Origin of the sequence: Paenibacillus lignilyticus (assembly GCF_017942085.1) — a bacterium.
GTDB lineage: Bacteria > Bacillota > Bacilli > Paenibacillales > Paenibacillaceae > Paenibacillus_Z > Paenibacillus_Z lignilyticus.
The window spans coordinates 1-23,724 of the sequence record NZ_JAGKSP010000040.1 but is presented as its reverse complement, the minus strand read 5'-3'; the positions used below and the strand labels follow the sequence as shown (position 1 = coordinate 23,724).

Annotated in this window: 24 protein-coding genes and 1 pseudogene; 16 read left to right on the top strand and 9 right to left on the bottom strand. The window is 43.5% G+C overall.

The features are described 5' to 3' along the window. A partial coding sequence (locus tag I8J30_RS32405) for a peptide-methionine (S)-S-oxide reductase MsrA (RefSeq protein WP_210664465.1) occupies positions 1-309 on the top strand: 309 nt, incomplete at its 5' end. A gap of 363 nt (positions 310-672) precedes the next feature. Here the strand turns inward: I8J30_RS32405 and I8J30_RS32400 are convergent. Then, the gene (locus I8J30_RS32400; RefSeq protein WP_210664470.1) at positions 673-2,340 is read right to left on the bottom strand and encodes a ribonuclease J; all 1,668 of its coding nucleotides are present in this window, start codon (positions 2,338-2,340) and stop codon (positions 673-675) included. A gap of 206 nt (positions 2,341-2,546) precedes the next feature. Here I8J30_RS32400 and I8J30_RS32395 point away from each other — a divergent pair, with 206 nt between their 5' ends. The 5 genes and pseudogenes from I8J30_RS32395 to I8J30_RS34360 form a co-directional block, all read left to right on the top strand. Continuing rightward, positions 2,547-2,828, top strand: a complete 282-nt coding sequence (locus I8J30_RS32395; RefSeq protein WP_210664464.1) for an alcohol dehydrogenase catalytic domain-containing protein — start codon at positions 2,547-2,549, stop codon at positions 2,826-2,828. Next, positions 2,788-2,979: a helix-turn-helix domain-containing protein gene (locus tag I8J30_RS34370; protein ID WP_210664469.1), complete on the top strand. Its 192-nt coding sequence runs from the start codon at positions 2,788-2,790 to the stop codon at positions 2,977-2,979. Before I8J30_RS32395 ends, I8J30_RS34370 begins: the two co-directional genes overlap by 41 nt. Positions 2,980-3,098: 119 nt before the next feature. Continuing rightward, on the top strand, positions 3,099-3,221 hold the full coding sequence (locus I8J30_RS33840) for a hypothetical protein (RefSeq protein ID WP_276316208.1): 123 nt from the start codon (positions 3,099-3,101) through the stop codon (positions 3,219-3,221). Then, positions 3,218-3,415, top strand: coding sequence for a hypothetical protein (locus tag I8J30_RS34365; protein ID WP_420831271.1), 198 nt, complete (start codon positions 3,218-3,220; stop codon positions 3,413-3,415). Before I8J30_RS33840 ends, I8J30_RS34365 begins: the two co-directional genes overlap by 4 nt. A gap of 5 nt (positions 3,416-3,420) precedes the next feature. Beyond that, positions 3,421-3,525, top strand: a pseudogene (locus I8J30_RS34360) (hypothetical protein); the annotation flags it as partial. A gap of 761 nt (positions 3,526-4,286) precedes the next feature. Here the strand turns inward: I8J30_RS34360 and I8J30_RS32380 are convergent. Beyond that, complete coding sequence (locus tag I8J30_RS32380) at positions 4,287-5,231, bottom strand: ribose-phosphate diphosphokinase (protein WP_210664462.1); 945 nt, start codon at positions 5,229-5,231, stop codon at positions 4,287-4,289. 552 nt (positions 5,232-5,783) lie between these two features. Between I8J30_RS32380 and I8J30_RS32375 the strand changes: the two genes are divergently transcribed. The 5 genes from I8J30_RS32375 (at position 5,784) to I8J30_RS32355 (ending at position 9,648) form a co-directional block, all read left to right on the top strand. Beyond that, a complete protein-coding gene (locus I8J30_RS32375; RefSeq protein ID WP_210664461.1) occupies positions 5,784-6,257 on the top strand; it encodes a DUF2975 domain-containing protein in 474 nt (157 codons plus the stop codon). After that, positions 6,254-6,457 (top strand): helix-turn-helix domain-containing protein, encoded by a 204-nt coding sequence (locus I8J30_RS32370; protein ID WP_113035934.1) that lies wholly within the window; start codon positions 6,254-6,256, stop codon positions 6,455-6,457. Before I8J30_RS32375 ends, I8J30_RS32370 begins: the two co-directional genes overlap by 4 nt. A gap of 681 nt (positions 6,458-7,138) precedes the next feature. After that, positions 7,139-7,390 (top strand): SDR family NAD(P)-dependent oxidoreductase, encoded by a 252-nt coding sequence (locus I8J30_RS34355; protein ID WP_420831270.1) that lies wholly within the window; start codon positions 7,139-7,141, stop codon positions 7,388-7,390. A gap of 678 nt (positions 7,391-8,068) precedes the next feature. Beyond that, positions 8,069-8,374, top strand: coding sequence for a hypothetical protein (locus I8J30_RS32360; protein ID WP_210664460.1), 306 nt, complete (start codon positions 8,069-8,071; stop codon positions 8,372-8,374). A gap of 170 nt (positions 8,375-8,544) precedes the next feature. Next, positions 8,545-9,648, top strand: coding sequence for a CapA family protein (locus I8J30_RS32355; protein ID WP_210664459.1), 1,104 nt, complete (start codon positions 8,545-8,547; stop codon positions 9,646-9,648). 1,520 nt (positions 9,649-11,168) lie between these two features. Here the strand turns inward: I8J30_RS32355 and I8J30_RS32350 are convergent. Beyond that, a complete protein-coding gene (locus I8J30_RS32350; protein WP_240548549.1) occupies positions 11,169-11,276 on the bottom strand; it encodes a transposase in 108 nt (35 codons plus the stop codon). Between the two features lie 537 nt (positions 11,277-11,813). On the opposite strand from I8J30_RS32350, the gene I8J30_RS32345 reads away from it, so the two are divergent. Genes I8J30_RS32345 through I8J30_RS32335 form a run of 3 tightly spaced genes read left to right on the top strand, consistent with a single transcriptional unit; the run spans position 11,814 to position 15,327 of the window. After that, complete coding sequence (locus I8J30_RS32345; protein ID WP_210664457.1) at positions 11,814-12,497, top strand: response regulator transcription factor; 684 nt, start codon at positions 11,814-11,816, stop codon at positions 12,495-12,497. A 5-nt stretch (positions 12,498-12,502) separates the two neighbouring features. Further along, entirely contained in the window at positions 12,503-13,861 is a 1,359-nt protein-coding gene (locus I8J30_RS32340; RefSeq protein ID WP_210664456.1) for a sensor histidine kinase, read from the top strand. Positions 13,862-13,917: 56 nt separating this feature from the next. Beyond that, positions 13,918-15,327, top strand: coding sequence for a hypothetical protein (locus I8J30_RS32335; protein WP_210664455.1), 1,410 nt, complete (start codon positions 13,918-13,920; stop codon positions 15,325-15,327). A 454-nt stretch (positions 15,328-15,781) separates the two neighbouring features. On the opposite strand, the gene I8J30_RS32330 is transcribed toward I8J30_RS32335, so the two are convergent. The 6 genes from I8J30_RS32330 to hxlA all read right to left on the bottom strand — a co-directional run bounded on the left by I8J30_RS32330 (position 15,782) and on the right by hxlA (position 21,744). Beyond that, positions 15,782-16,873 carry a Ger(x)C family spore germination protein gene (locus tag I8J30_RS32330; protein ID WP_210664454.1) on the bottom strand — a complete coding sequence of 364 codons (1,092 nt, stop codon included), beginning with the start codon at positions 16,871-16,873 and terminating at the stop codon, positions 15,782-15,784. Further along, the gene (locus tag I8J30_RS32325; RefSeq protein WP_210664453.1) at positions 16,870-17,991 is read right to left on the bottom strand and encodes a GerAB/ArcD/ProY family transporter; all 1,122 of its coding nucleotides are present in this window, start codon (positions 17,989-17,991) and stop codon (positions 16,870-16,872) included. The genes I8J30_RS32330 and I8J30_RS32325 overlap by 4 nt, the downstream gene beginning before the upstream one ends. Before the next feature lie 4 nt (positions 17,992-17,995). Next, positions 17,996-19,420, bottom strand: coding sequence for a spore germination protein (locus I8J30_RS32320; protein ID WP_210664452.1), 1,425 nt, complete (start codon positions 19,418-19,420; stop codon positions 17,996-17,998). A gap of 281 nt (positions 19,421-19,701) precedes the next feature. Continuing rightward, positions 19,702-20,418 carry a 3-ketoacyl-ACP reductase gene (locus I8J30_RS32315; RefSeq protein WP_210664451.1) on the bottom strand — a complete coding sequence of 239 codons (717 nt, stop codon included), beginning with the start codon at positions 20,416-20,418 and terminating at the stop codon, positions 19,702-19,704. A 121-nt stretch (positions 20,419-20,539) separates the two neighbouring features. Beyond that, positions 20,540-21,097 (bottom strand): 6-phospho-3-hexuloisomerase, encoded by a 558-nt coding sequence (hxlB, locus tag I8J30_RS32310; RefSeq protein WP_210664467.1) that lies wholly within the window; start codon positions 21,095-21,097, stop codon positions 20,540-20,542. Positions 21,098-21,117: 20 nt separating this feature from the next. Next, positions 21,118-21,744, bottom strand: a complete 627-nt coding sequence (hxlA, locus tag I8J30_RS32305) for a 3-hexulose-6-phosphate synthase (RefSeq protein ID WP_210664450.1) — start codon at positions 21,742-21,744, stop codon at positions 21,118-21,120. 178 nt (positions 21,745-21,922) lie between these two features. Between hxlA and hxlR the strand changes: the two genes are divergently transcribed. Together hxlR and I8J30_RS32295 are read left to right on the top strand one after the other, a co-directional pair. After that, the gene (gene hxlR / locus I8J30_RS32300; RefSeq protein ID WP_210664449.1) at positions 21,923-22,273 is read left to right on the top strand and encodes a transcriptional activator HxlR; all 351 of its coding nucleotides are present in this window, start codon (positions 21,923-21,925) and stop codon (positions 22,271-22,273) included. 244 nt (positions 22,274-22,517) lie between these two features. Then, positions 22,518-23,603: an L-dopachrome tautomerase-related protein gene (locus I8J30_RS32295; protein WP_210664466.1), complete on the top strand. Its 1,086-nt coding sequence runs from the start codon at positions 22,518-22,520 to the stop codon at positions 23,601-23,603. The last annotated feature ends 121 nt before the right edge of the window (positions 23,604-23,724 follow it).

Below are 23,724 nucleotides of genomic sequence, written 5' to 3'. Positions count from 1 at the left end.
TTTTTTTTTCAAATCCACGATCCTACGACGCGGAACCGTCAGGGCAACGATATCGGCACAAGCTACCGTTCGGCGATCTACTATGGGAGCGACGAGCAGAGAAAGGTGGCGGAAGAGACGATCGCCGACGTGAACGCGTCGGATCTGTGGCCGGGCAAGGTCGTCACCGAAGTGACGCCTGTCGGCGACTTCTGGGAAGCAGAGCCGGAGCACCAGGACTATCTGGAGCGCTATCCGAGCGGTTACACCTGCCACTTCCCGCGCCAAAACTGGGTCCTTCCCAGGCGAGAGGCCGATGGCAATTCCTAGTCACAACAGTTGTCGGAACAACAAGAACTGTCGGATGACAAGATCATATATGTTAAAAAGCCGCGTGGTTGCGGCTTTTTTTATTTATGGGATCAAGTTCTTGTCAAAACCAAATGACAAGAACTTGATCCCATTCCGGCGAAAAGCTTGGAAATCGTTTAAATGAAGCACCAAGCCAGAAATAACCGACTGAACTTCGTTGAACTATTCCAGCTAATAGCTTGTCAATATTTAATCATTAATGGTCATTTTATAAGGTGATAAAATAAAAAAAGGACATGGGAAAGAACCGTCCTACCCGCCAGTTAGGCGGGCTTTTAGGTTGGTCCGATCTTTATTCCGTTATCTGTCTCAAACTCTTATTCATACCTGAATAATAATCGGTAGGATCATGGGTCTTCTCTTTGTATGGGTATAGACAAACTTACCGATGGCTTCTTTAAGGGTCAGTTTATAATCGTTCCAATCGGCATTTGTTTTGGAGTTCTGAAGCTGCGTTATAGAAGTCCGAGCAATATTCTGCATTTCTCCAATAAGGCCTTCGGATTCACGTACGTAGACAAAACCGCGAGAAATAATATCAGGGCCAGAAATGATTTGATTATCTGATTTTGCGATGGACACGACGATAATCAGAATTCCGTCCTCTGATAATACTTTGCGGTCTCGCAGTACGATTTGACCTACATCTCCGATGCCCAGTCCGTCAACGAGCGTATTCCCGTTAGGAATTGTCCGCTCTTTACGAGCCTCAGAATCATAGAGATCTATAACCTCTCCATTTCTGACAATGAAAATATGTTTAGGATCAACACCTATTGCTTCAGCGAGAAGGCGGTGCTGATGCAACATTCGATATTCACCGTGGATGGGGATAAAGTATTTGGGTTTCATTAGAGTAAGCATCAGTTTTAATTCTTCCTGACTAGCATGTCCCGATACGTGCATTCCTGTCACTGTACTTGATCCGTAAATTACATTTGCTTGTTTTTCGAACAAGTTGTTCACGATACTTCCCACGTTGCGCTCGTTTCCTGGAATAGGGGATGACGCCAGAATTACCGTATCACCGGGATCAATATGGATTTGCCTATGGGTGCCATTTGCTAACCTTGCTAATGCTGCCATAGGTTCACCTTGACTACCGGTACATAGAATGATCAGCTTGTGTGGTGCATACTTCGTTGCGTCTGAGGATTCTACAAGCATCCCCTCAGGCAACCTTAAATAACCAAGCGAGGAGGCTATACCGACAACATTAACCATGCTCCTGCCGAGCAGAATCAATTTGCGGTTCGTCTTCTCAGCAGCGTCAATAACCTGTTGAATCCGGTGGACATTAGATGCAAACGTTGAAAGGAATATTTTTCCTCTAGCCTTCTTAAATGCCTCTTCGATATTGCCGCCAACCAGACGTTCGGAAGGAGTAAATCCCGGTCGTTCAGCATTCGTGCTCTCTGATAACAGTGCAAGTACGCCGTTTTTGCCGATCTCGGCCATCTTATGAATATCTGCGTATTGTTCGTTTACCGGTGTGAAGTCAAACTTGAAATCTCCAGTATGTACGACCGTTCCTAGCTCTGTTTTAAAAGCAATACCAAGGCAATCGGGAATGCTGTGATTGGTACGAAAGAATTGTACCATGACAGTACCAAAAGTAAGTTCAGAGTTCGAGTCGATTTCATAAAGTACCGTGTTATTAAGTAAACCATGCTCACGTAGCTTTTCTTTTATTAGACCAAGAGTCAAACTAGTCGCATAAATAGGCATATTCAACTGCTTGATGACATACGGAACTCCCCCAATATGGTCCTCGTGCCCATGGGTGACGATCAACCCCCGGATTTTATCTTGGTTCTCGAGTAAAAAGGAAATATCCGGAATTATGAGGTCGATGCCCAACAAGCTTTCATCTGGAAACTTAGATCCGCAGTCCACCACAATGATATCTTCGTTAGATTGAATGATGTACATATTCTTCCCAATTTCATTCACACCGCCAAGAGCAGCTATTGATATTCTGTCTTGCATTGGATTTACAGACACTACGTATAACCACCTTAAACAATAATTTTGAGTTTAATCTTTCTCACTTTGGTGATAATTATCCATTCTAAGCCGATCTCTTCTCCAGCCATTCTAACATGCAAGTAACCACTCTTATGAAAATGTTGAGTGTCTAAAGCGATTAATGGGTATGCTTCGGACGTTATTATCACAGGAAAAGTGGTGGAATTATGAAAGCTTTAAATTATCAAGGGATGAAAAAAGTAAAGGTTAAGGAAGTTGAGGATGCCAAACGCATTAAAAGTCCTTGCGCGCATTACGACAACATCAATTTGTGTGGTTCGGATCTGCATATCTATAATGGGGAAATCCCTAATATGCCTGAAAATTTCATCATTGGTCACGAGCCGAGAGCGCCGATGCTAGAGCGCGTTAAAGAGGGCGTCCGCCGCGCAAAGGCACTGGGCAAGTATAAAAAAATCCAGGCCTCGACTACACCAGGACGACGATAAGAAGCTACAGCTTGCATTCAAACTCTACGACGAGCATTACACCATTGCTCATATAACAGAAGTAACCGGAATCACGAAACCAACCTTTTACCGGCGCTTGAAGGAACGCGATGAACGGCAGCAGGTCGAAGCTAACAAGAAGCTATTTTAGTCTGAATATGCAGTTACTTTAAAACTTTCCGGTCCGACACGAGTAGCATAAAAATGAGGGAACCCAGCAGCAGTATAAAAACATAGCCAAAAATAAGGCGCGGAAGGACGGATTGAGCGATGGGGAACAACGGTAAAGTGAAACTTGCGGATATCGGTTTGGGAGGACGAGGAAGAGGCTTGCTCAAAAGTTTGCTGGCGATGGATGATGTTGAAATTCCGGCCGCTATCACAATTACTTGAATCGGAACGGCGAGCTGTATCCGATCCACGGTCTCGGACCGATATCGAAAATTTCGAACGTCAACAATGGTAACCGGCTTGTCAGCCTGACTTCGAAGTCGTCGAAAACGCGCGGAATCCGCCAATGGGCGACCGATAATTTCGGCGAAACTAGCGAGTTTGCCAAGACTGAATTGCCCAGGGCGATATCGTGACAACCATGATCAAATGCGCCAAAGGCGAGACTATCATGCTCATTCACGATACGACGCTTCCACGTCCATATTCGAGGGCGGGACGCGTTCAAGGCACGAAGGTCATCTGGATGGAAGATAACATTTCGATCCATATCGAAGGCTTAAGCCCTGAGCATAAGTGGGAATCGTTCGACGGCTGCCGGGAGCAATACGAACATCCGTTGTGGAAACAATATATTAATGAATGTGTTCGCGGCGGGCACGATGGTAGTGACTATTTAGTGCTGCGTGCTTTTGCGGAAAGCGTAAGGGACAATACGCAAACCCTGATCGACGTTTACGATACGCCGTTTGGATGGCAATTACCGTGCTCTCCGAGGAATCGGTCGCTCTGGGTAGCGCCTCGGTTGCGATTCCTGACTTTACGAAGGGCAAGTGGATCAGCCGCGCCGCAGGACCGAAAGGCAAATAATCGTTGGAGACGATAGACGAATTGCTTTTCGTTTAATGAGTGAAGTTGGAACAAAGAGTTGCGATTATTAGCCTCCTTCTTACTGGATACAGTTGGAACGGAGGCTTTTTAGCGCTTAACGACTGCTTTCCTATTTAACAAGATTCATATTGAAATTCGACCGATAAGGGAGGAGGGGGATTTTAACTATCCGCTTAATTAACGGATGCGGAGAGGGGGCAGTCAGATCCCATCCCCTTAGCTATCAGCTTTATTTACTGAAGCCCGGCGATCCTCTTGACCGATATGCGTAACTTGATCCCACTTCCGATTTTGACAAGAACTTGACGTCATTCCCGACATAAATCTGGTCAAAGGAATTCGGTGATCGCATCAACAAAGTCGTCTTGATCGGAATCGAAATGGACAGAGAAAAGCTTACATTTGCTTCGTCTTAAACAGCGTATTAATCGATCCGCCGTTATTAATAATTCGGAGCGCAGTTGCAAGAAGCTCCGCCATTGGAAGTACAACGAACTTATCCGAATGGTTCGGGTCAATTGCGATGGTATCCGTAATAACGACCTTTTTAATGTAGGGATGCGACAACTTCTCTAGCGCATTATCCGAGAACAAGCCATGTGTTGCGCAAATATAGGCGTCATTCGCGCCTCTTTTATGCAGCGCCTCAACAACGTTCACAATCGTACCCCCTGTATCGATTAAATCTTCAATAATAATAGGAGTCATGCCTTCGACTTCACCGATAATATGAGTGATTTTTGTCTTATTGTGAGCAGGGCGGTTCTTAATCATGATTGCGAATGGACAGTCCATATAGTTGGCGAGCTTCTCAGCGGTTGTTGCCCGACCAGCATCAGGTGAAACAACTACCGGATTCTTAATGTTCATTGACTTCAAATAATCCGTGATAAGATCCAAAGCGGTAATATGATCAACAGGGATATCGAAAAAACCTTGAATCGGATCGGCATGAAGATCAACCGTAATTATGCGGTCAGCGCCTACTGTTGTCAGCACATCGGCTACGAGCTTCGCGGAAATTGGTTCGCGCGGGGCTGCTTTCCGTTCCTGACGAGCATAGCCATAATACGGCATAACGATATTAATCGTTTTGGCTGATGCCCGTTTTGCAGCATCAATCATAATCATGAGTTCGACTAAATGCTCATTTACGGGATGAGACAAGGATTGAACGATATAGACATGAGCAGAACGAATAGATTCGATATAACGTAAGCTGATTTCACCGCTTTGCAACCTGGAAATCTCAATGTCTCCAAGAGAAACATTAAGCTGCCTGCATAGCTCTTCCGCGAGCGGGAGGTTCGATGAACCGGAAAATATTTTTACATTTTGCATCCACTAGACTCCTCCTAAAAGAATTTCTGCGCAAGCATCGTAAGCATTCTCGGCACTTTTATTTTTATTTAATGGCTCTCGTCTCGTCGAGGAAAATTCGATTAAAACCGATCTGATAGCTACATTTTGACGAGAAACTCAGGGTATTTTAATCCACAAAAAAAACAGAGCATCTTGCAATATATACAGTTAGTCCCATTATATCCTTTCCCTTTGTAAATTCAAAATTACCTGTACCCGTAAATAAAGAACGGTCTTGTAAGTTTCTATATCAAAGCGATATATTTGCCTTGTCAGATAGCGCAGATTCATCATGAATTGTCCCCCGCATCCCATCAAGGCAAAGCTGAGTACACTTGTATCGCACAGCATTTGGATGATGCCCAAACTGAGTGGCATTGAAGTTTGCCAAGAAATGAAGAAAACAAGGCGAGCTAAGGTGCTTATGGCTTCTTCTTTTTAAAAAACTTGTTGGGCTTAAACAAAGTAATCAATACATTTTTATTGTGAAACAATAAATGAAGTGATAAAATCAAAAATGAGGTGAAATAGATGAAAAGAGAGACGCTCTTTTTAAAAGTTGTTCTGGTTGTTATGGCAATTCCTGCATTAGTGATGTGTTTTTATGGAATCCCAGCGATGGCGCATAGTATGATGCCGGATTTCCCGGATATTAAAGTTTATCTTTCCGCTTTGGCAGCGTATGTTGCGTCTATTGCGTATTCATTTACGCTACTTCAGGCATTTAAGCTTCTCAGGTACATCGATACAAATACCGCTTTTTCGCAAACTTCAGTTTTAGCGCTTAAGAAAATAAAGCGAGCGGCGGTTGTGGTATCACTCATGTTTGCATGTAATCTCCCGCTTTTCTACTTTGTAGCTGACGGCGCAGACGCACCAGGCGTCATGGTCATCGGGCTATTTATAACCTGTGCGCCAGTCGTAATCGCAGTATTTGCCGCAGTTCTTGAGAAACTGCTCAAAAACGCGATCGAGCTCAAAGAAGAACAGGAGTTGACCGTATGATAGTGGTTAACATTGACGTCATGCTTGCAAAGCGGAAAATGAGCGTTACTGAGCTATCGGAGAAAGTCGGCATTACAATGGCGAACCTGTCGATACTTAAAAACGGAAAAGCGAAAGCCATTCGAATCTCGACACTCGAAGCGATCTGCAAAGCACTCGATTGCCAGCCTGGAGATATTCTCGAGTATCGGCAGGATTGAATAAAATAATAAATTTGTCGTACGTCGCGACCAAGTCATGATAGAAACAGATAACAAGCAGCACGGATGAGTCGGAAAGCCACTATCCATACGGACGAAGATCCTGTCGGGCAGCATATCTGACCTCCACCTCATGGAGGTTGAATGAAGGAATGTGGGAGCGTAGACTCTGCGAGATGTGGGAGGGTTGACCGCCATGAGCATATGTGGAGATCCAAAGGTGCAACCATACTTTACCTGAGTAACCACTTTTTACAGACAGTGGTCTAGGTGGAGAATTTTTGGCGCCTTTACCAGCCCCAAAAATTTCTTTATCTACAACTTCATTCCATCTAGATGTAATCTGTGAAGAAAAACACTTGCCCGTTTCTTGAAAGAAAACATGTAGATCGGTTGGTACAAGAAGCCGAAGAGGGCAACTTGAGCTGGCATCTTTTATTAGCAGAGAAACACTAAGTCGTTTGGTAGACCGGATTAGACGGCACCGTGGATGCGAACCGGAACGTAAGCCTCACTTGTGGAGAAGCTGGGTGGGGGAAGAATTGGGTAGAAGAAGACGTTAGGCTAAAGGTCAGATGTCACTATAAGGTATTATGCATGGAAGTTGTAGGGCTTGTGTACACAAATTAGATAAGATATCGCTCTGGATGTCATATTTGTCGTCAGGGGAGGGGCACATCTGTGCAGATTTTATTCGGGAAGGTTGCACTTGTAACTGGGGCTAGTTCGGGAATCGGCCGAGCTACTGCGGAATTAATGGCATCAAGAGGCGCTAAGGTTGCTATCCATTATCGCGATAACATAAAAGGGGCCACGGGAGGCGCAGACGAAAGTTTGCTTCGGATGCGGCGAATTATGTGTTGGGGGAGACCAGTACTGTCAGTGGAGGAAGATGATGCGCAAGCTAAGCTTTCAGTCGTAGTACATATCTGAGTGGAAGGGTCTTCCGAACAGGAGGCCTTAAACTTGCCGTTACATCCAGTGATGAAATAACGATAAAGGTACAGTTCCCAAGTGAGGGTGCTGTACCTTTTTTATATATTGGAATCTCATACATGGCATTGCTCAGCTCATGATTTGCGCTCCGAAACCAGACAAGGTACAGTACCACCTTGATACCTGTGAATGGCACTCAATTTCTCATCTAAACTGAAATAAGGCAAAAAAACGCACCTCCATTTGTTAGTCGTGTTTAACAAATGGGGTGCAGTTCAGGCATATAGGCTGCCGTTTTCTTTTAAAGGCGAAAGTACCTGTTCTAGCGTTTGATTTTTGGGCCGTTTCCCAATCAGATTATTCACCAAAAGTCTTCCATTGCTCATTCGACTCCTCCTCATTCATCAATTACTCTGATCCTGCACGACCTAAAGTCATTATTTAGGTAATGTCGTCAAATTCTACAGTGATTCTTTCTCTATCAATAAAACCCAAAAAGTCTACCCGCGCATGATGAACCCAACATTAGTCTATGGCCATGATTGAGTACTTGAAACGCGCATACCCGCTTAAATAGACGAACAGGAAACTCGATATTGTAAGCTTGTTACAATTTCCCCTTATCTGCATAAAGTGAAAAGGGATTCAGTTGAATCTGAAGGCGGAGGATTGATAATGACGAGCGCAAAAACCACAGCTAGACTCATTTCAATCGGAACTGAAACGCGTGAGGTATCGGTAAATTTTGATCTTCCAGGTATCGACTTGCCTGAAGGTAAAACCATAACAGTGAAAAGAGGTAGCGTATCCAAGGAATTAATCCTCACAAGGGATTCATTTGAGGATGATCCGCCTGGAAATTTGTTGAGGCTTAACATTAACGATATAGCGTTATTTGATTTTACTTTAGATCAAAGAATAACAGTTGCATTTGACACCAACACAAACACAATGACGCTAGGAAGTATTGGAGCAAAATAATAAAGTTAAAAACACCTCGTCATTTTCAGATGAGGTTTGACCATCACGGGAACCGTTATCGTCAGGATTGTAACATCACGTAGAGATAATGAGCTTTTATTGGAGGGTTGCGCGCAAGGGAACTACGTTTCCGTTACTAACCGTCATTAGGGCAATCGGAGGAAGATGGAATGTCGAAGGAAATTGTAATTGCGGCAGTCGGCGATCTGCTGATGAAGCCGCTGCTCATCCAATTGCTTCGTAATAGCGGGCAATCGGGCGACACGGACGTTCAAAGAGGGTCGACCTACGCGTTCGGGCAGATGTTTGAACCGGTTGCCCGTTATTTGCAGGATGCGGATTTGACGATCGGCAATTTGGAAACAACCTTCGCCGGAGGATCGGATGCTGGCTTCAGAAAGACGAATCGCAATCCAAAAAACCGCAATCCGATATTCAAAAGCCCGGATGCTTTTGCGCCGGCTCTGTCGGCGGCTGGCTTCGATGTGGTCGCGACTGCCAACAACCATTGCGCGGATTACGGCGTTCGCGGACTCAAACGGACGCTGGATGTGCTCGACAAGAACGGTCTCGACCACGTAGGAACGTACCGGACTGAGAAGGAATCGCGGGCGCTCTGCGTGCGGAATGTCGAAGGTTTCAGGATCGGCATTTTGTCGTATACGCGAGATACGAACGGCATGTACCTACCGGAGAGCCAGCCAGCAGGCGTTAAAAAGCTCATACGCGCGAGGATAAAGAACGATATGAAACAGCTTCGTGCAGCCGCGGATTTTATTATCGTGTGCATGCATTGCGGATTCGAGTACGAGCATGACCCGGCCAGCCACCAGAAGCAATGGGTCCGCTTCCTGTTCCGAAACGGCGCGGACGTGGTGCTGGGCTCGCATCCGCATGTCCTTCAGCCGGCAGTGACGCAAACCGTGAAGGACGTCTCAGGGCGGACGAGAAAGCGATTCGCCATCTACTCGCTTGGCAACTTTATCTCCACTCGGTTGCATGGCAGGGATGAGGCTCTAACCGGTATCATAGTTAGACTTAAGCTACGCAAAAATATCAGCGGCCAAATCCGGCTAGACAGTATCGAGGGCGTCCCAACCTGGGTAAGCATCAATAAGAACGGCAAGCCCGCAAATTGCCGCATCGTGCCTTTGCATGAAGCGATCAGAAAACCGGATGAATTTCCGAAGGAACAGCTAGTGCGAATGAAACGTGCCTTTCAAAGCACTCTGCGCATGTACAGAGGGGAATTGTCATTTCCAAAAGACGAGTAATAATCTTGAAGGGATGTGCCAGGGCGAACAAGATAATAATTTCTTGATTGTCAGTCCTGCGACCGCAGAAATGTTTCGATTAAAGGATGGATTTCTGTATTTTTTGGAGTTTAACGATAATACGAACGTTCTGACAATAAGTCTTAGGCGGACTCGTACCACTGCATCATTCGGAATTGAAGGCGTTGGCGAACAGAGAAATGATAGGTTGTTAGTCACCTTCGACACACTCGTCGAACTAGGCTTACCGGCTGAAAATACGTTGCTAACCGTCTTTAGGGCAGGTAAAATAAAAAAATTTGAGATTACAATTAGTCTCTGAGAGTGAACCCGAATTTGGTTTTGAAACCAGTTCTCAAACAGCAGCCTTTTTTGGCTTTATAACGAGCAATAGATACGTGCTAAGGTTTAATCAAGTGACCAACGTGCTCGAAATTCGCAGTGCGGGAGGGAAGTAGAACATGTATTGCATGAAGAAACCAACCCTGAGAAGAGTTGGTTTCTTTTATGCCTAACCCTATTATTTCGCCACGCACATAATCACATCCATCTTTTTCGGGATAGACTGCGTTTTAGATAAGAAACGGTCTTCCCCAGCTGCAACAAATGATTCGTATCTGAGCCTATACTTCTATTAGCCGCTGGCCAGGAGCAGACTGCCGGCATAGTAGTATTCAGTACTGTAACCGAGCAAATCTTTCATTTTATTCCAATAGCCTCAGAAGTAAGTGCAAGTTTAAATCTAGTGATTTCAGGTGAAGGAATAGAATGAGAGGCTGTTCGCTTACTTCCCCGGATTAATCCTCAGTATAGATGTGTTCTGATTGAATTCCATGAGAACATTGCCTTCTGTAAGACCCAACTGTTTTGCAGTTTGGGGGGTAACCTGAATAAACGGACTAATGAATATGTCTTGCCCTCGTAAGATTCGGAGTCTTTTGCTGTCTAAGCCGTGCTTTATCAGAAGCCGATCACTGATGACCCCGAACGCAACTTGACCGATGGCGGATATAAAGACCTGGCCATCCCGGATTGTAATGATTTTAGGATTTGTTCCTTCTCTATCCTCTACAACTTGTGTATCGACTCCCAAGAAAAGCCTCACTCTTGTAATAGGCTTACTAAACAAGCGCATTACTCTAGTTTCCCTATCGAACTCAACACGGTAACGGCGGAGGTCCCTCAGCATAAGCCTCTGTGCTACTTTGCGTCCGACACTAAGCGTTTGCTCAATACATTCCCCTCCCTCTGTTGACTCCAGATTTACATTAACAGCCGTATTTCTTCTCCTCAATGTTACGGGTCCGGAAGCAATAGAAAAAGAAGGAAGCGGAGAGCCGCCGCATCCGGTTAACAGTTCCACGTTATTATTAGTTTTTCCTTCTGAGAAGGCTCAAAAAGGGCATATTTATTCATTGAAATATTCTAGCTAATAGCTTGTCAATATTTATAACTTAATGGATAAAGTCCAAGATGCTACACTGTAAAAAGAGCACACCAAATAACCATGCATGATCAAATCAATCGAATTCTCCGACTTCAGCCAGTATTGATGCAGCATTTCTGGTTCCAATTCCGGGTATCGATTGGATCAACTTATACTCATGTAATTCTACAGCCAAGAACATCTATCAACTGTTCGAGTTTGGTTAGATGTTCTTTGTACTGTAGAAGCAGATTAATGAGCAATTCCAGCGATATGAGATGGCTCGAAAAACTGTTTCTCTGAGAGGGTTTCGTTCTGCAGTAAGCAGCTGAAAGTTCTGGTGACCTCATAATACGAACGGGCACGATAGTTGAACGAATAAGGAGCAGTTTGCCACCGGCAACTGCTCCTTTGTTTCGTTAAAGTAACTATGTACTTCTTCCTGAAAATCTAGCCATATCGTAACAGGGTACATATCCTAAAAAGGGGACATCGAATCATATTATGCATTTTAACTATTGCCGACAAATGTAGTTGTAAATATGAAATGATTTCTGTTAAGGAAGGTTATTTAATTACTATTGTTTTTTTGTTTTTCAATGTCCACTTTAAGGGCACTCTAAGATGTGATAGCTTGACAGTTAATTTAGTGATTAATTATATTGATTTTTCATGTTAATTTCAGAATTCCTTGGTATATTTTAGTTCTATGAACGTCTTTGCAGGGGGAAATGTGATTATGCGAATTTTGCTAGCTGAGGACGATGAGACGTTAGGTGAGCTAACTGAGCATCAGTTGAAAAGGCAATATCATGTTGTCGATTGGATGAAAGATGGCCTTCAGGCAAAGGAAGCACTTGCATCTGGCCGTTATGATGTATACGTTCTTGATTGGATGTTGCCCGAGATGACCGGTTTAGAGCTCGTAAGGGAGATCCGAAGGAAGGAAGATCATACTCCAATTCTACTGTTGACGGCGCGAGATGCAGTTCAAGACCGGGTGGAGGGGTTACGTGCTGGGGCAGATGACTATATGATTAAGCCTTTTGCATTTGAGGAGCTGGAAGCAAGATTATTCGCTTTGTTCAGGCGGCAAGATCGAGGCTACCAATCTTCGGATACCCTCACCTTAGGCGACATAACCGTACATTTGAAACGATATGAGGTAACACGTAGAGAAACAGTAATCGTATTGACACGGCGTGAATTTCAATTGCTCGTCTGTTTGATGCGTCACGCGGGACAAGTCCTTTCCCGAGAGCAGTTGCTTGATCAGGTGTGGGGGCTTGCATCGGAAGTAACACTTAACGTAGTTGATGCTACAATTAGATTACTTCGCAAAAAAATGGACGGACCTTATGAAACAAAATACATCCAAAGCGTCTACGGTTTTGGCTACCGGTTTATGATAAGTGGGGAATGAGATCAATGTTTAAACGGACACGAACCCGACTAACGCGAGAATTCTCGCTTACAATTGGTATTATTCTGATGATAACCGCAGTTTTTGCTTTATGGATGGTACAGCAGATGTTGACAACGACTGAGGATAATCAACTTAGATCTTTAAGCGATCAGTATGAGTCTGAGCTTCAGAAGTTAATCGAGTCTCCTAAAGGGAACGCATTATTCGATCCTTCGGTCGATAGGGAAAAGGTGAATTCTTTCTACGAACCAGGAGGTTTACAGTTAAACCAGATGGCATGGTTGCTTGATCCGAACGGGGAAATGATATTTCAATCCTCGCCATCTAACAAAAACACGTTTGGAGTGAACTTTCCACTGACGGCGCTATTACCAAGCGTATTCATGGAACCGGATAATATCTACCGAAATGTAAGCGCAAGTGGGAGAACATTTCGAATTGGCGGAACTAAACTTTCAAATGGAAAACTCTATGACTATAGAATAATCGTTGCGCAAGAAGTGACCAATGATACCAAACTTATAACTCAGCTGCGATGGGCGTTTGCAGGGTTCGCCCTGCTCTTGTTTGCTGCTGGTGGAGCTGCAGGTTATATATTGGCGGGACGAGCAATGAGGCCGATTTCAGAAGCCTTCCATCGACAGGAACAATTCACGTCCGATGCGTCACATGAACTTCGGACACCGCTTAGTATTTTAAAATCTGCGTACGAGGTGCTAGACGAGCAGCGTGATAAACTTCCTGACTTCTACCGTAATGTATTGATGAAGTCTGGGAGGGAAATACATCATATGAGTCGATTAGTGGATAATTTACTTGTGCTCGCGCGAAGCGATAACGGGCGGCTTGAATTGGTCTTATCGCGATTCTCTATGCGTCACGTAATCAGCCAAGTGATGGAACAATTAGAGCCGATTGCAGCATCAAAGCACGTGAAGTTTATCTGGGAGAACCGGCAAAATGTGTCGAACGAGGATGAAACGATAATTCAAGCGGATGAGGTACGCATTCGTCAGCTCATCTTAATTGTGATCGAGAACGCAATTCAGTACAACCGGGATGGCGGTAGTGTTACTGTCTCCTTGGAAGCGAACCCGCAGAAGGTATCGTTTATTGTTAATGATACGGGGATGGGCATTGAGAAGGAGCATCTGCCTCGTATTTTCGAACGGTTTTATCGAGTGGATAAAGCTCGGACTCGCCGGTCGGAAGGGACCGGTCTTGGTCTTGCGATTGCCAAACAAATCGTTGATGCACACCGAGCAAAAATAGAAGTGTGGAGTACACCACAGATGGGGACAACTATTCGTGTATCTCTTCCGAGCATTTCAGATTCTTTTCAGAATGTTTCTTTATCTTAACCATGTAGCCTTCTTATTGTATGGAAGGCAAATTTAAAAGAAGAAGGGATAAATCAATGAAAAAAAAATGGAAGCTCGCAGGCGCAGCGCTGTTAATCGCGGTTGCGGTGCCGGTAACCGCATATGCAGCGGACAACATGAATGGCAAATCGCAGGATGACAAAAAGGCCAGCTATGCAGATGCTCAGAAGACATCGCCAGCTGTTAAGGAAGGAGAGAAGTCAACTTCAGCCGAAGACAACAAGCTTAAGTTCAATTTGCAAGCAATAGCTAAATCAAAGCTCGGCCTGAATCAAGAAGCCTTCGAACAAGCCCGGAAAGCCGGCAAGTCGCTTGCAGATATCGCGAAGGAAAAAGACAAAGCGCTTCAACCGCTCATTGATGAGCTGACGAAGGAAATTAGTGACGCGATTCTGGCAAATCTCAATTCTAAGGAACTTACTGCTCAGGAAAAAGAGAATGTGAAAAAGAAGGCATCAATGGAAGCAGAACGAATCTTTAATGTCCCCCTTAACAAAGAGAGTAGTAAACAAGAGGGCGGCAATTGGAATTTAGCTTCGGCACTTGAATTAATCGGTATTGATAAGGCTACTTTCGCTGACCAGGTTCATGCGGGAAAATCATTCGTTGACATTGCAAAGGGTCACGGCGTAACACGTCAGCAGCTAATCGATGCTCTGTTGTCCGGTGTAATCGCAAAACTCGATGGAGCTAAGACAAACGGTGATATCACTCAAGAACAAGCAGATCAGAAGAAGCAGGCAGTGCTTAAGGAAGTCGAAGACTTCGTCGACCATACACAGTCTCTATTTAAGAAAAAAGAGAGCTATTCTGGTGTACAGGGCAAGGATGATAAACGGAACCCAGACGAAGGAATTAGAATTGATTTTCAACAAATTGCTGCTTCTAAGCTTGGTCTAGATAAAGTAGCTTTCCAAAAGGCACTTGAAGCTGGTAAATCGCTGGCGGACATTGCGAAAGAGAAGGGCAAAGCGCTGCAACCGCTGATTGATGAGTTAGCAAAAGAAATTAGTGATGAAATTGTGGCGAAAAACCCAAATGATCTTACAACTGATGAAAAGGAGAACGTGAAGAAAAAGTCTACGATGGAGGCAGAGCGCGTCTTCACAACTCCGCTTAACAAGGAACAAGAAGCAAAAGGACAGGGCATTGGTGAATTTGACATGCAAGCTGCTTTTGAATTGCTTGGCATTGACAAAGCGACTTTCTCTGAACAGGTCCAAGCAGGCAAGTCATTTGCGGACATCGCAAAGGATCATGATGTATCCCGTGAGAAGTTGATCGATACGCTAATGTCAAAATTCACTGCCAAAATCGATGCTTTAAAAGCAAAAGGTGAAATTACACAAGAACAAGCTGATCAGAAGAAGCAAGCTGTGCTAAAGGAAGTTGAAGAGTTCGTCGATCATACACAGAAGATGGTTGTAATAAAAGATAAGAAATAGGATTGGAATGAAGGCTGCCGGTGACGGCGGCCTTTTACTAATAGTGTCAAATTACCGGGAATTGAACAGAATAACACTCGGGATCCCATTCTATTGGATGGTTAGAGGGATTCAAATAGTGTGGACACCCACAAAATTGAATTGTGGAGGTCCTTTTTTGTGCTCTAAGTAAGTATCGATTGAGCTTTATGGGTGATGAACCAACTATAATGTAACTTAAAAATGAGAAAAAAAACCGAAATGCTTGATATCACTTGGGATCGGGCAACGCCAACGAAGCGCGAAGCTCCCTCTGTGTTCAATAAGACAGCAGCAGTCCAGGACTTTATTTTCTCGTCCGTGGCTGTTGCTGTTCCATTTGTCGTCGGCTGGCGCGTTTTCCGTGTTTTTAGGCTTCGTTAAGCACAGCAAGCGCAAGTATTGGAGACCCGGATTCAGTGAAAATGCCAACTTACTATTTTACCTTCGTCAGAGACTCTAATTGCAGCCGCACTTTTACATTAATCTTCATAGTAGACCAATTCCGATCCCATGTATCTCTGGTTATCGGTTTGGAGAACGGTTTAGCAGTCAACCCCCCGATTTGAAGGGGGTCAATCTGTAATTTTTGCATTTGGGATAGCATGCGGATGACATTCTCCTCCAAGTACCGTTCGATTTTTTGTGTGAGAGCGACATATTGGAAGTTATTTTCGATTCTTGAGAGCGAATCCAATTCATCAATTCTTCCCTTCACGTCGATTTCGATGGACAGGGATGATAAATCCGGGGCTAGTTTCTTACGGGTATGCGCGCGAATATGCCCTAGCGTAACCGAGAGGTCAGGAAAGACTAAATATCGTACGAATCTGTCCCTATACAACAATTGATTGATTTGATCGTCCTTTCCACGTATCTCCGCAACCATACTGTCCCGGTCGAAAAATGCCGTGCCTTCGTACAGGAACTGTTCGCCTTTCGCGCGAAATACTGGTAGCTGGGGATCGGAAACCTGAGAGTACAGCATTTTCATAAACTGGTGCAAATTGACGACGGTAATTTCGCCTTGTTTTTTCTTCTCGTAATGTTTGAACATGCGATAAAGGTAATAATCGATATTGTCTGTTTCATCCAAGTGTTTGGCGAGGAATTCATTGAAGTTGCCTTTCGTGATGACTAAGTACAACCGTTGCGAAATGTTCGGATCGGTCAGGACGGTATTGATAAGACGGGTCAGTCCCCGTTTCGCATAAGCTTCGTCCACGAACAGCAAGCGGATTTGACCGGCTTTCAGTTCGTTATAATAGGTTAAATTAAACCCCTTATTGCCTTCATTCAATAGAGAGACCTTAAGGGTAAGGACTCGCTTCTTCACCTTGATAAGAGGAGGGACGAGCGTGCTGATTGTTATCTTTCCGTCTTCTTCTCCTCCACCCTGTACGGACCAGAAAATGATCGGCGTGATTTCTTCGATCATATTGTTTTCTGGTACGGGGACGCAACCGCATGCGAATGTCAACAATGAAAACGATAGCAGCACAAGCGTTGCTCGTACGAAGCGTTTCATGACGTTGTCCTGGCTTTGCGCTTGATCGCGATCCAGACGAGAAGAGGCACAAACAAGTAAGTGGCGGATCCTGACCACATCTGCAGGTCGAGCCAAAAGGCCTGTTCGAGCCCGGGCTCCCAAAACCATTTACTGATCGGAAGAGTGACGGCCATCGCCGCACATCCGCTAACGATCAGCCCAATACGCGTAGTGTTTGTCTTCGTCTTGCCTAGAAAACGAGATGCGCCATATATCAATAACACGAACAAGGCGATAGAGTAAAGGAAGCTGAACGAATATGCCGAGATCAGGATAATATCGACCCTTTCGAATACAGGAGATTGCAGATAGCGCCCCATCTCCACGTTCGGGTATTTGATGGTTGGCAAGTATTTGGAGCCGTAGAAGAGCAAGGACGCAATGGAAATAAAGAGATACTCTCCGACCGAGATGGCGTTAGCGATCGTCAAATATTTGAGCATTTTCCGTTGCGGATTCAGCCAGTATGAAATAGCGATTAAAAATTCAGGACCGGAAAACGACGAAAAAACGAGCAGTAGGGATTTCCATGCAAACGGCTCTGGGCCAATGGGGATGAGAGGGTATATATCGTGAATCGAATTTGATTGCACCCAAAAAAACGGAATATATAAAAAGAAGATCCAAATCGTTCCAATGAACACGAGCGTTACGAACCGTACCATGTTTTCCATTCCAAACATCGCCAAATAGCAGCTAAGGATAAAAGGAAACACAATGTGCCATTCTCGGTCCATAGAGGGAAAAACAAATTGCTGCATGATTTCGGCATAACTGATTGTAATGAAAGAGATCTTGAGCAAAAGGAGAGGCAAGCTTGCCAAAGCTATAATTTTGATGCCTGTTTTTCCGAATAATCTTTCAAAACCCTGGTACCCTTGGGCGGAGTAGGGGGTTGCGAACCACTTGGAAAGCATATATAGGCAAAATTGGGAGGCTATGCCCATTGCTACAATCGCCAACAACATATACGGTTGAACATGGGCTGAGGGCATGACAATCATGTAATAAAGCATTTGAATCCTATTGGTGAGGAAGAGCGCGTAAAAACCGCTTTCTTGATGTGAGGTTTTTCGAAACAGCGACATAGTTTGCATAGGTTCATTTACTCCTTCCGTTCATACGATACTTGTTCAAAGGACGCAATGCTTCGGGACGACTGCGCATAGCGTGTAACGGCCCTCGGACGAAGAAATCGACCCAATCTCTCCAATAAAACGGAGATACCGGCGCCAAGTAGGGCTGGTTCAAGGACGTAAGCCCGTTCAGATGGGCAAACATGCCGACAAGTCCAAGCAAGATTCCGGGAACGCCCAAATAGGACGCGAGAATCAAGAACATGAATTGAAGCAGTAAACTGGATTTGGTGACCAGATAGTTTGGAACGAGAAAAGTGGAAATCGCCGAAATGCCTGCTAATACAATTAGTACTTTGCTTGCGAATCCGGCTTCTACCGCAGCTTGTCCTATAACGATTCCACCAATAACCCCCAAGTTTTGGCTTGTTTTGGTCGGCATTCTTAGGCTGGCTTCCTTGATAATTTCTAGCGTAACTAGAATTATTAACGCTTCCCAGAAGGGGGATAGTGGCAGTTTGCTACGAGACTCAATGATTACATATAAAATTTGCAGGGGGAGCATTTGATAATGATGAGTCGTTAATGCCACGTAAAGTGGAATTAAAGTAATGGAAAGAAGGAAACTGAGATAGCGTAACGGCCTCAAAAAGCTGGCTACCAACCATCGGTTAATATAATCCTCCGGCGACTGAAACAAGTGAAACAGCGTAATCGGAGCGACTAAAGCAAAAGGAGTGTTATTGACTAAAATGACCAATTTTCCAATGCCTAGTGCATACGCACAGGAATCCGGTCGATCGGTCTGAAGATATTGAGGAAAGATGCTATGATAATGGTCTTCCATAAACGCTGCAACATGTGAAGAGTCCAAAAACATATCGAAGTCTATGCTGGAAAGCTTATTTTTCGCGACCTCTACAAATTCTGGATTGATTAGCCCGTCGATATACATAAGGACTACGGTTGTTTGAGTTAAGGAGCCGACGGAGTATCTCTCTGTTTTGAGCGCTGTTATAGGAAGCCTTCTTCTTATCAGCAAGATATTTTGCTCCAGCTGCTCGCTAAAACTGTCTTTCGGGCCAAACATTATTGTTTCCGTCTCTGAGGTTTCGATGGACCGGCTTAGCGAGTTGGGAAGCATAATAGCGTTCCATCGACCGCTGGATGAGTCGTGAACTAGCACTGAACCCTTCATGAGATACTGGAGGGCTTGCTCCAAATTGGATAAGCGCGTAATTTTGGCGGTGGTTAGGCTTTTTTCCACCGAATTTTGGAATGATCGAACGAGAGGCTCAAGAATCGATTCGTTAAGACGCTCCTGATCGATTAAGGTTCCAAGGTAAATAAATGTCAAACGAAGTCCGTCGGTAGTCTCTCGATCAATTATCTCCGCGTCCTCCATTAGGGCGAGGCGCTGCTCTAAAGCTTCTTTAGAAATTGCTGTCATCGTTCACCCCCTGAATCAGCGCGCGCTGAGATCTCCTTTATTATGCTTTTCTGTATCGCGATTTAAACTAACGATTGGAAATTTCCGAGCCTTCGGAGGTATTCTTATTACAGCTCTTATTTGGTGGGGGTCTTCATTTGAACCTGCTTCAAATATCAGACCGTAAAAGTGGTACATCGTGGGGGAGATTGTGTCGATGGGATAAGTACGTCCAAGTATAATTGAAGGTAAATAAGGTCTTTACAAAAAGAAAGCAGATCCAATGGATCTGCTCATGATCTTTATGGATTTGTTGACCATAGTCCCGCAGTTTTTACGAATACTCTTGGATTAAGTTTTAATCCAGCTACGATTAATTCAGCCAGGTCTTCTGCGTGCATAACATTTTCTTCATTGCCACTAACAAGGTTTGTATCAATTGCCAAATCTGTTACGACTGTACTTGGTGTTAAAGCTGTTACACGGATATTATGTTTTCTTACTTCCAGCATGAGTGATTCTGTTAGTCCTATAACGGCAAATTTTGAAGCACTATAAGCACTTGTTACAGGAGCACCTTTTTGGCCAGCAGAGGAAGAAATATTGATGATATCACCTGATTTTCTTTCAATCATGCCAGGTAATAAAACTCTTGTTACATTATATACACCCATTAAGTTTACTTGGATGATTTTCTCCCATTCTTCAGGAGTTAACTCAAGAAAACCACCAAATTTAGCAATACCTGCATTGTTGATTAAGATATCTATTGGTCCTAGGTCCGATTTGATATGTTCAAAAGCATGAGTAACTGAGTCGAGATCAGTAACATCTGCTGTTGCAGCTGATACTAATACGTCATATTGTTCTAATTCAGCAGATACCTTTTCAAGATTGGTCATGTTCAATCCAATCATTCCGATATTAACTCCTTCTTTTGCTAAAGCGATAGCAGTAGCACGTCCAATACCTCTTCCTGCTCCAGTAATTAGAGCAGTTTTTCCAATTAAAGAACTCATTTTATCACTCCTATTAAAAATAAAAAGCATTTAAATAATAACAAATGAAGTAATTGAATACGATCAGAAAGCCCGCAATCTTTCATTGGAATAGTTTGCGGGCTTTCTGATTTATATTTCTTTATTCTAAATTGGCATGTCGACCATACATCTTATCGGTATCCAAACCCTTTTTCTCCATGTACCTCAGAATGACTGCATCGTAGAATACTAAAAGAGTTTGTTCAAATAATGAGCCCATTGGCTGGATGGTTGTATAATCACCTTTGAACTGATCTTTTGGTGATCCAGGTAATTTAATGGTGATATCAGCTAATTTTCCAATAGTTGACTCAGGGAAAATAGTTACAGCGACTATCGTCCCACCAATACTTTTTGCTTTTTCAGCTATGGAAACTAAGCTTTTTGTTTCTCCAGAACCAGATCCAATAATCAATATGTCGTCTTTTTCAAAGTTAGAAGTTACCGTTTCGCCTATAACATAGGCATCTATACCCGCGTGCATCATTCGCATTGCGAACGATTTAGCCATAAATCCAGATCTACCTGCGCCGGCAACAAAGACTTTGTTTGATACAAGAATCCCATTTGCTAATTTTTCTGCTTCATCGTCCGAAATTAAGCTTACGGATCTATATAGCTCTTTTATTATTTCAGCTAAATATTGAGTCGTATTCATGCTGTTCATTACCTTTACCCTTAATTGATCATTTGTTGCATTTTAGCAGCAGCAGCTTTTTTATCAGCTTGTCCAGTAATACCGCCACCTACAATGACAAGATCTGGTTGTACTTTAACGACTTCAGGAAGTGTTTCTAATTTAATACCGCCTGCGATGGCCGTTTTTGCATTTTTTACTACACTTTTGATGGTTTGAAGATCTTCAAAAGAGTTTTTTCCAATTGCCTGAAGATCGTAGCCAGTGTGCACACAAATATAATCTACACCCATTGCATCCACTTCTTTAGCACGTCCAGCAAGGTCTTTTACTGCAATCATATCGACAAGAATTTTTTTACCATGTTTTTTCGCTTCTTCTACAGCACCTTTAATAGACATATCTTCAGCAGTTCCAAGAATAGTGATGATATCTGCACCTGCTTCAGAAGCTTTCATCACTTCATAACCAGCAGCATCCATGATCTTAAGGTCTGCTAATACTTTTAAATTAGGGAATGCTTCTTTTATAGCCTTGACTGCATGGAGACCTTCGTTGATCACAACCGGCGTACCGATTTCTACGATATCAATGTGCTCCTCCACTTCTTTTACCAACGCAATTGCTTCTGGAATATTTACTAAATCTAAAGCTAATTGTAATTCCATCTATATTCACTCCTAATAATTTTTAGTTTGTCGTACAGTAAAGCAGTAGGGATTAATGATGCGTCGCTGAACAATTGCAAGTATATAATGTATGGAACTATATTAAAAGTACGCACTTTTTTTTTACATAGTGCTAAAAAGTATACTGTGGATTATGAAGCCTTGGAGGTGAACTGGAATGTCGCGAATGCAGGATAAGATGTTTAACTGTGAAAAAGAATTAACTCTTTCCGTTATCGGTGGTAAATGGAAATTGCTTATTTTGTGGCATCTAGGCAAAGAAGGAACAAAGCGATTTGGTGAATTGAAGGTTCTAATGCCAGAGATCACACAAAGAATGCTTGTTAATCAATTGCGTGAACTGGAAGAAGACTTGATTGTTAAACGAGAAGTCTACCCAGTGGTTCCGCCAAAAGTGGAGTATTCCCTCACTGAACAAGGAAGAACTTTGATGCCGATTCTTGATGCAATGTATAAATGGGGTAAAGATTATATGGAGACGATCGGGTTGAATTATTCAGAAGAATAGTAGGCAATTAAGGAAAACTGTCTAATATAGACTAGTGGTCCCTGAGGTGACAAAGGTTAAAAAAGGGGAATGGGTGTTGCGAACCGCTTGTACTCAGAGCAAGGCATGGCAGGATGCAGGTGTCAACACTTATAATGGCAGTCAACCTCTCCGTAACCATTATTATCCAGGCAATTGAACGACATTCAGTCATATAAATAGGTGATAGCAGTTCGAACCTGTTGAGGAGGATTTTATACAAGTGATGTTACCGAGTGAAAAGTATTTCGGTAAGTTTGAGGCCGTTTTTTTATTTTACGGCGCCATGCCTACAGGCGTAGCTGTTTCTGAAACCGGGCGTATTTTCATTTGCTTTCCGAAATGGGGAGACGACGTTAAATTTACGGTGGCTGAAATCGTTCACGATACATTACAGCCTTATCCTAGTTTAGACGCTAATGTGGTAAGCCCATCGAATATCACAACGTCCCTCATTAGTGTCCAAAGTGTCGTTGCTGATGGAATTGGTACGCTTTGGATATTGGATACGGGAGCTCCTAATTTCTCAGAACCCATCAAAGGGGGGGCGAAGTTAGTCGCTGTAGATTTAAATTCAAATACTATAAGAAGGGTATATACATTTACGGAAGATGTTGTCCTGCCAACCACTTATCTGAATGATGTCCGAGTTGACTTCCGTGTTGGTAAAGCAGGTTATGCTTATATAACGGATTCGTCTTCCCGAGGACCAGGAGCCATTATTGTCGTTGATTTAGAAACCGGTTATGCCTGGAGACGGTTAAACGGAGCAAATTCAACTTCGCCCGATCTCTATCTCTTACCGAAAGTTGAAGGTAAAGTTCTGATGAATCGAAACAAAGACGGATCTACTTCACCTTTTAGATTGGCATCCGATGGCATAGCGATTTCCCCGGATGGCAAGATGTTGTATTTTTGTCCTCTCTCCAGTCGTCATCTGTACTCTATTTCAACGGAAGCCCTAAGAGATCGAACGATACCGGATATGCATTTACAGTATCACGTGAAGTATTGGGGAGAAAAAGGTGCTTCAGATGGAATGATCACCGATGCAAAAGGAAACGTTTACGCTGGAGACTATGAAAACAATAGTATTCGAAAGATATTGTCGGATGGAATTATGGAAACCATCGCACATGATCCGAGAATTTTATGGCCGGATACTTTTTCTATTGGTCCAGATCAATACTTATATTTCATCGTCAATCAATTACATCGGCAGTCAAGATTTCATTATGGAAATGACCTGCGGCAGAAGCCTTACAGTTTACTCCGTATGAAAATAGACGAACCACCTGCTTCTACCTTTTAGTAAATATCTCGCTTTCAAAGTTGACTCTATTTGCATTGAAAATGTATTTTTTGACTTTAGGGTTATAAAGAATTTGGAGGCTGCCGCTCGGCAGCCTTTTCTTCGAGGAGCGTTAGCTGAA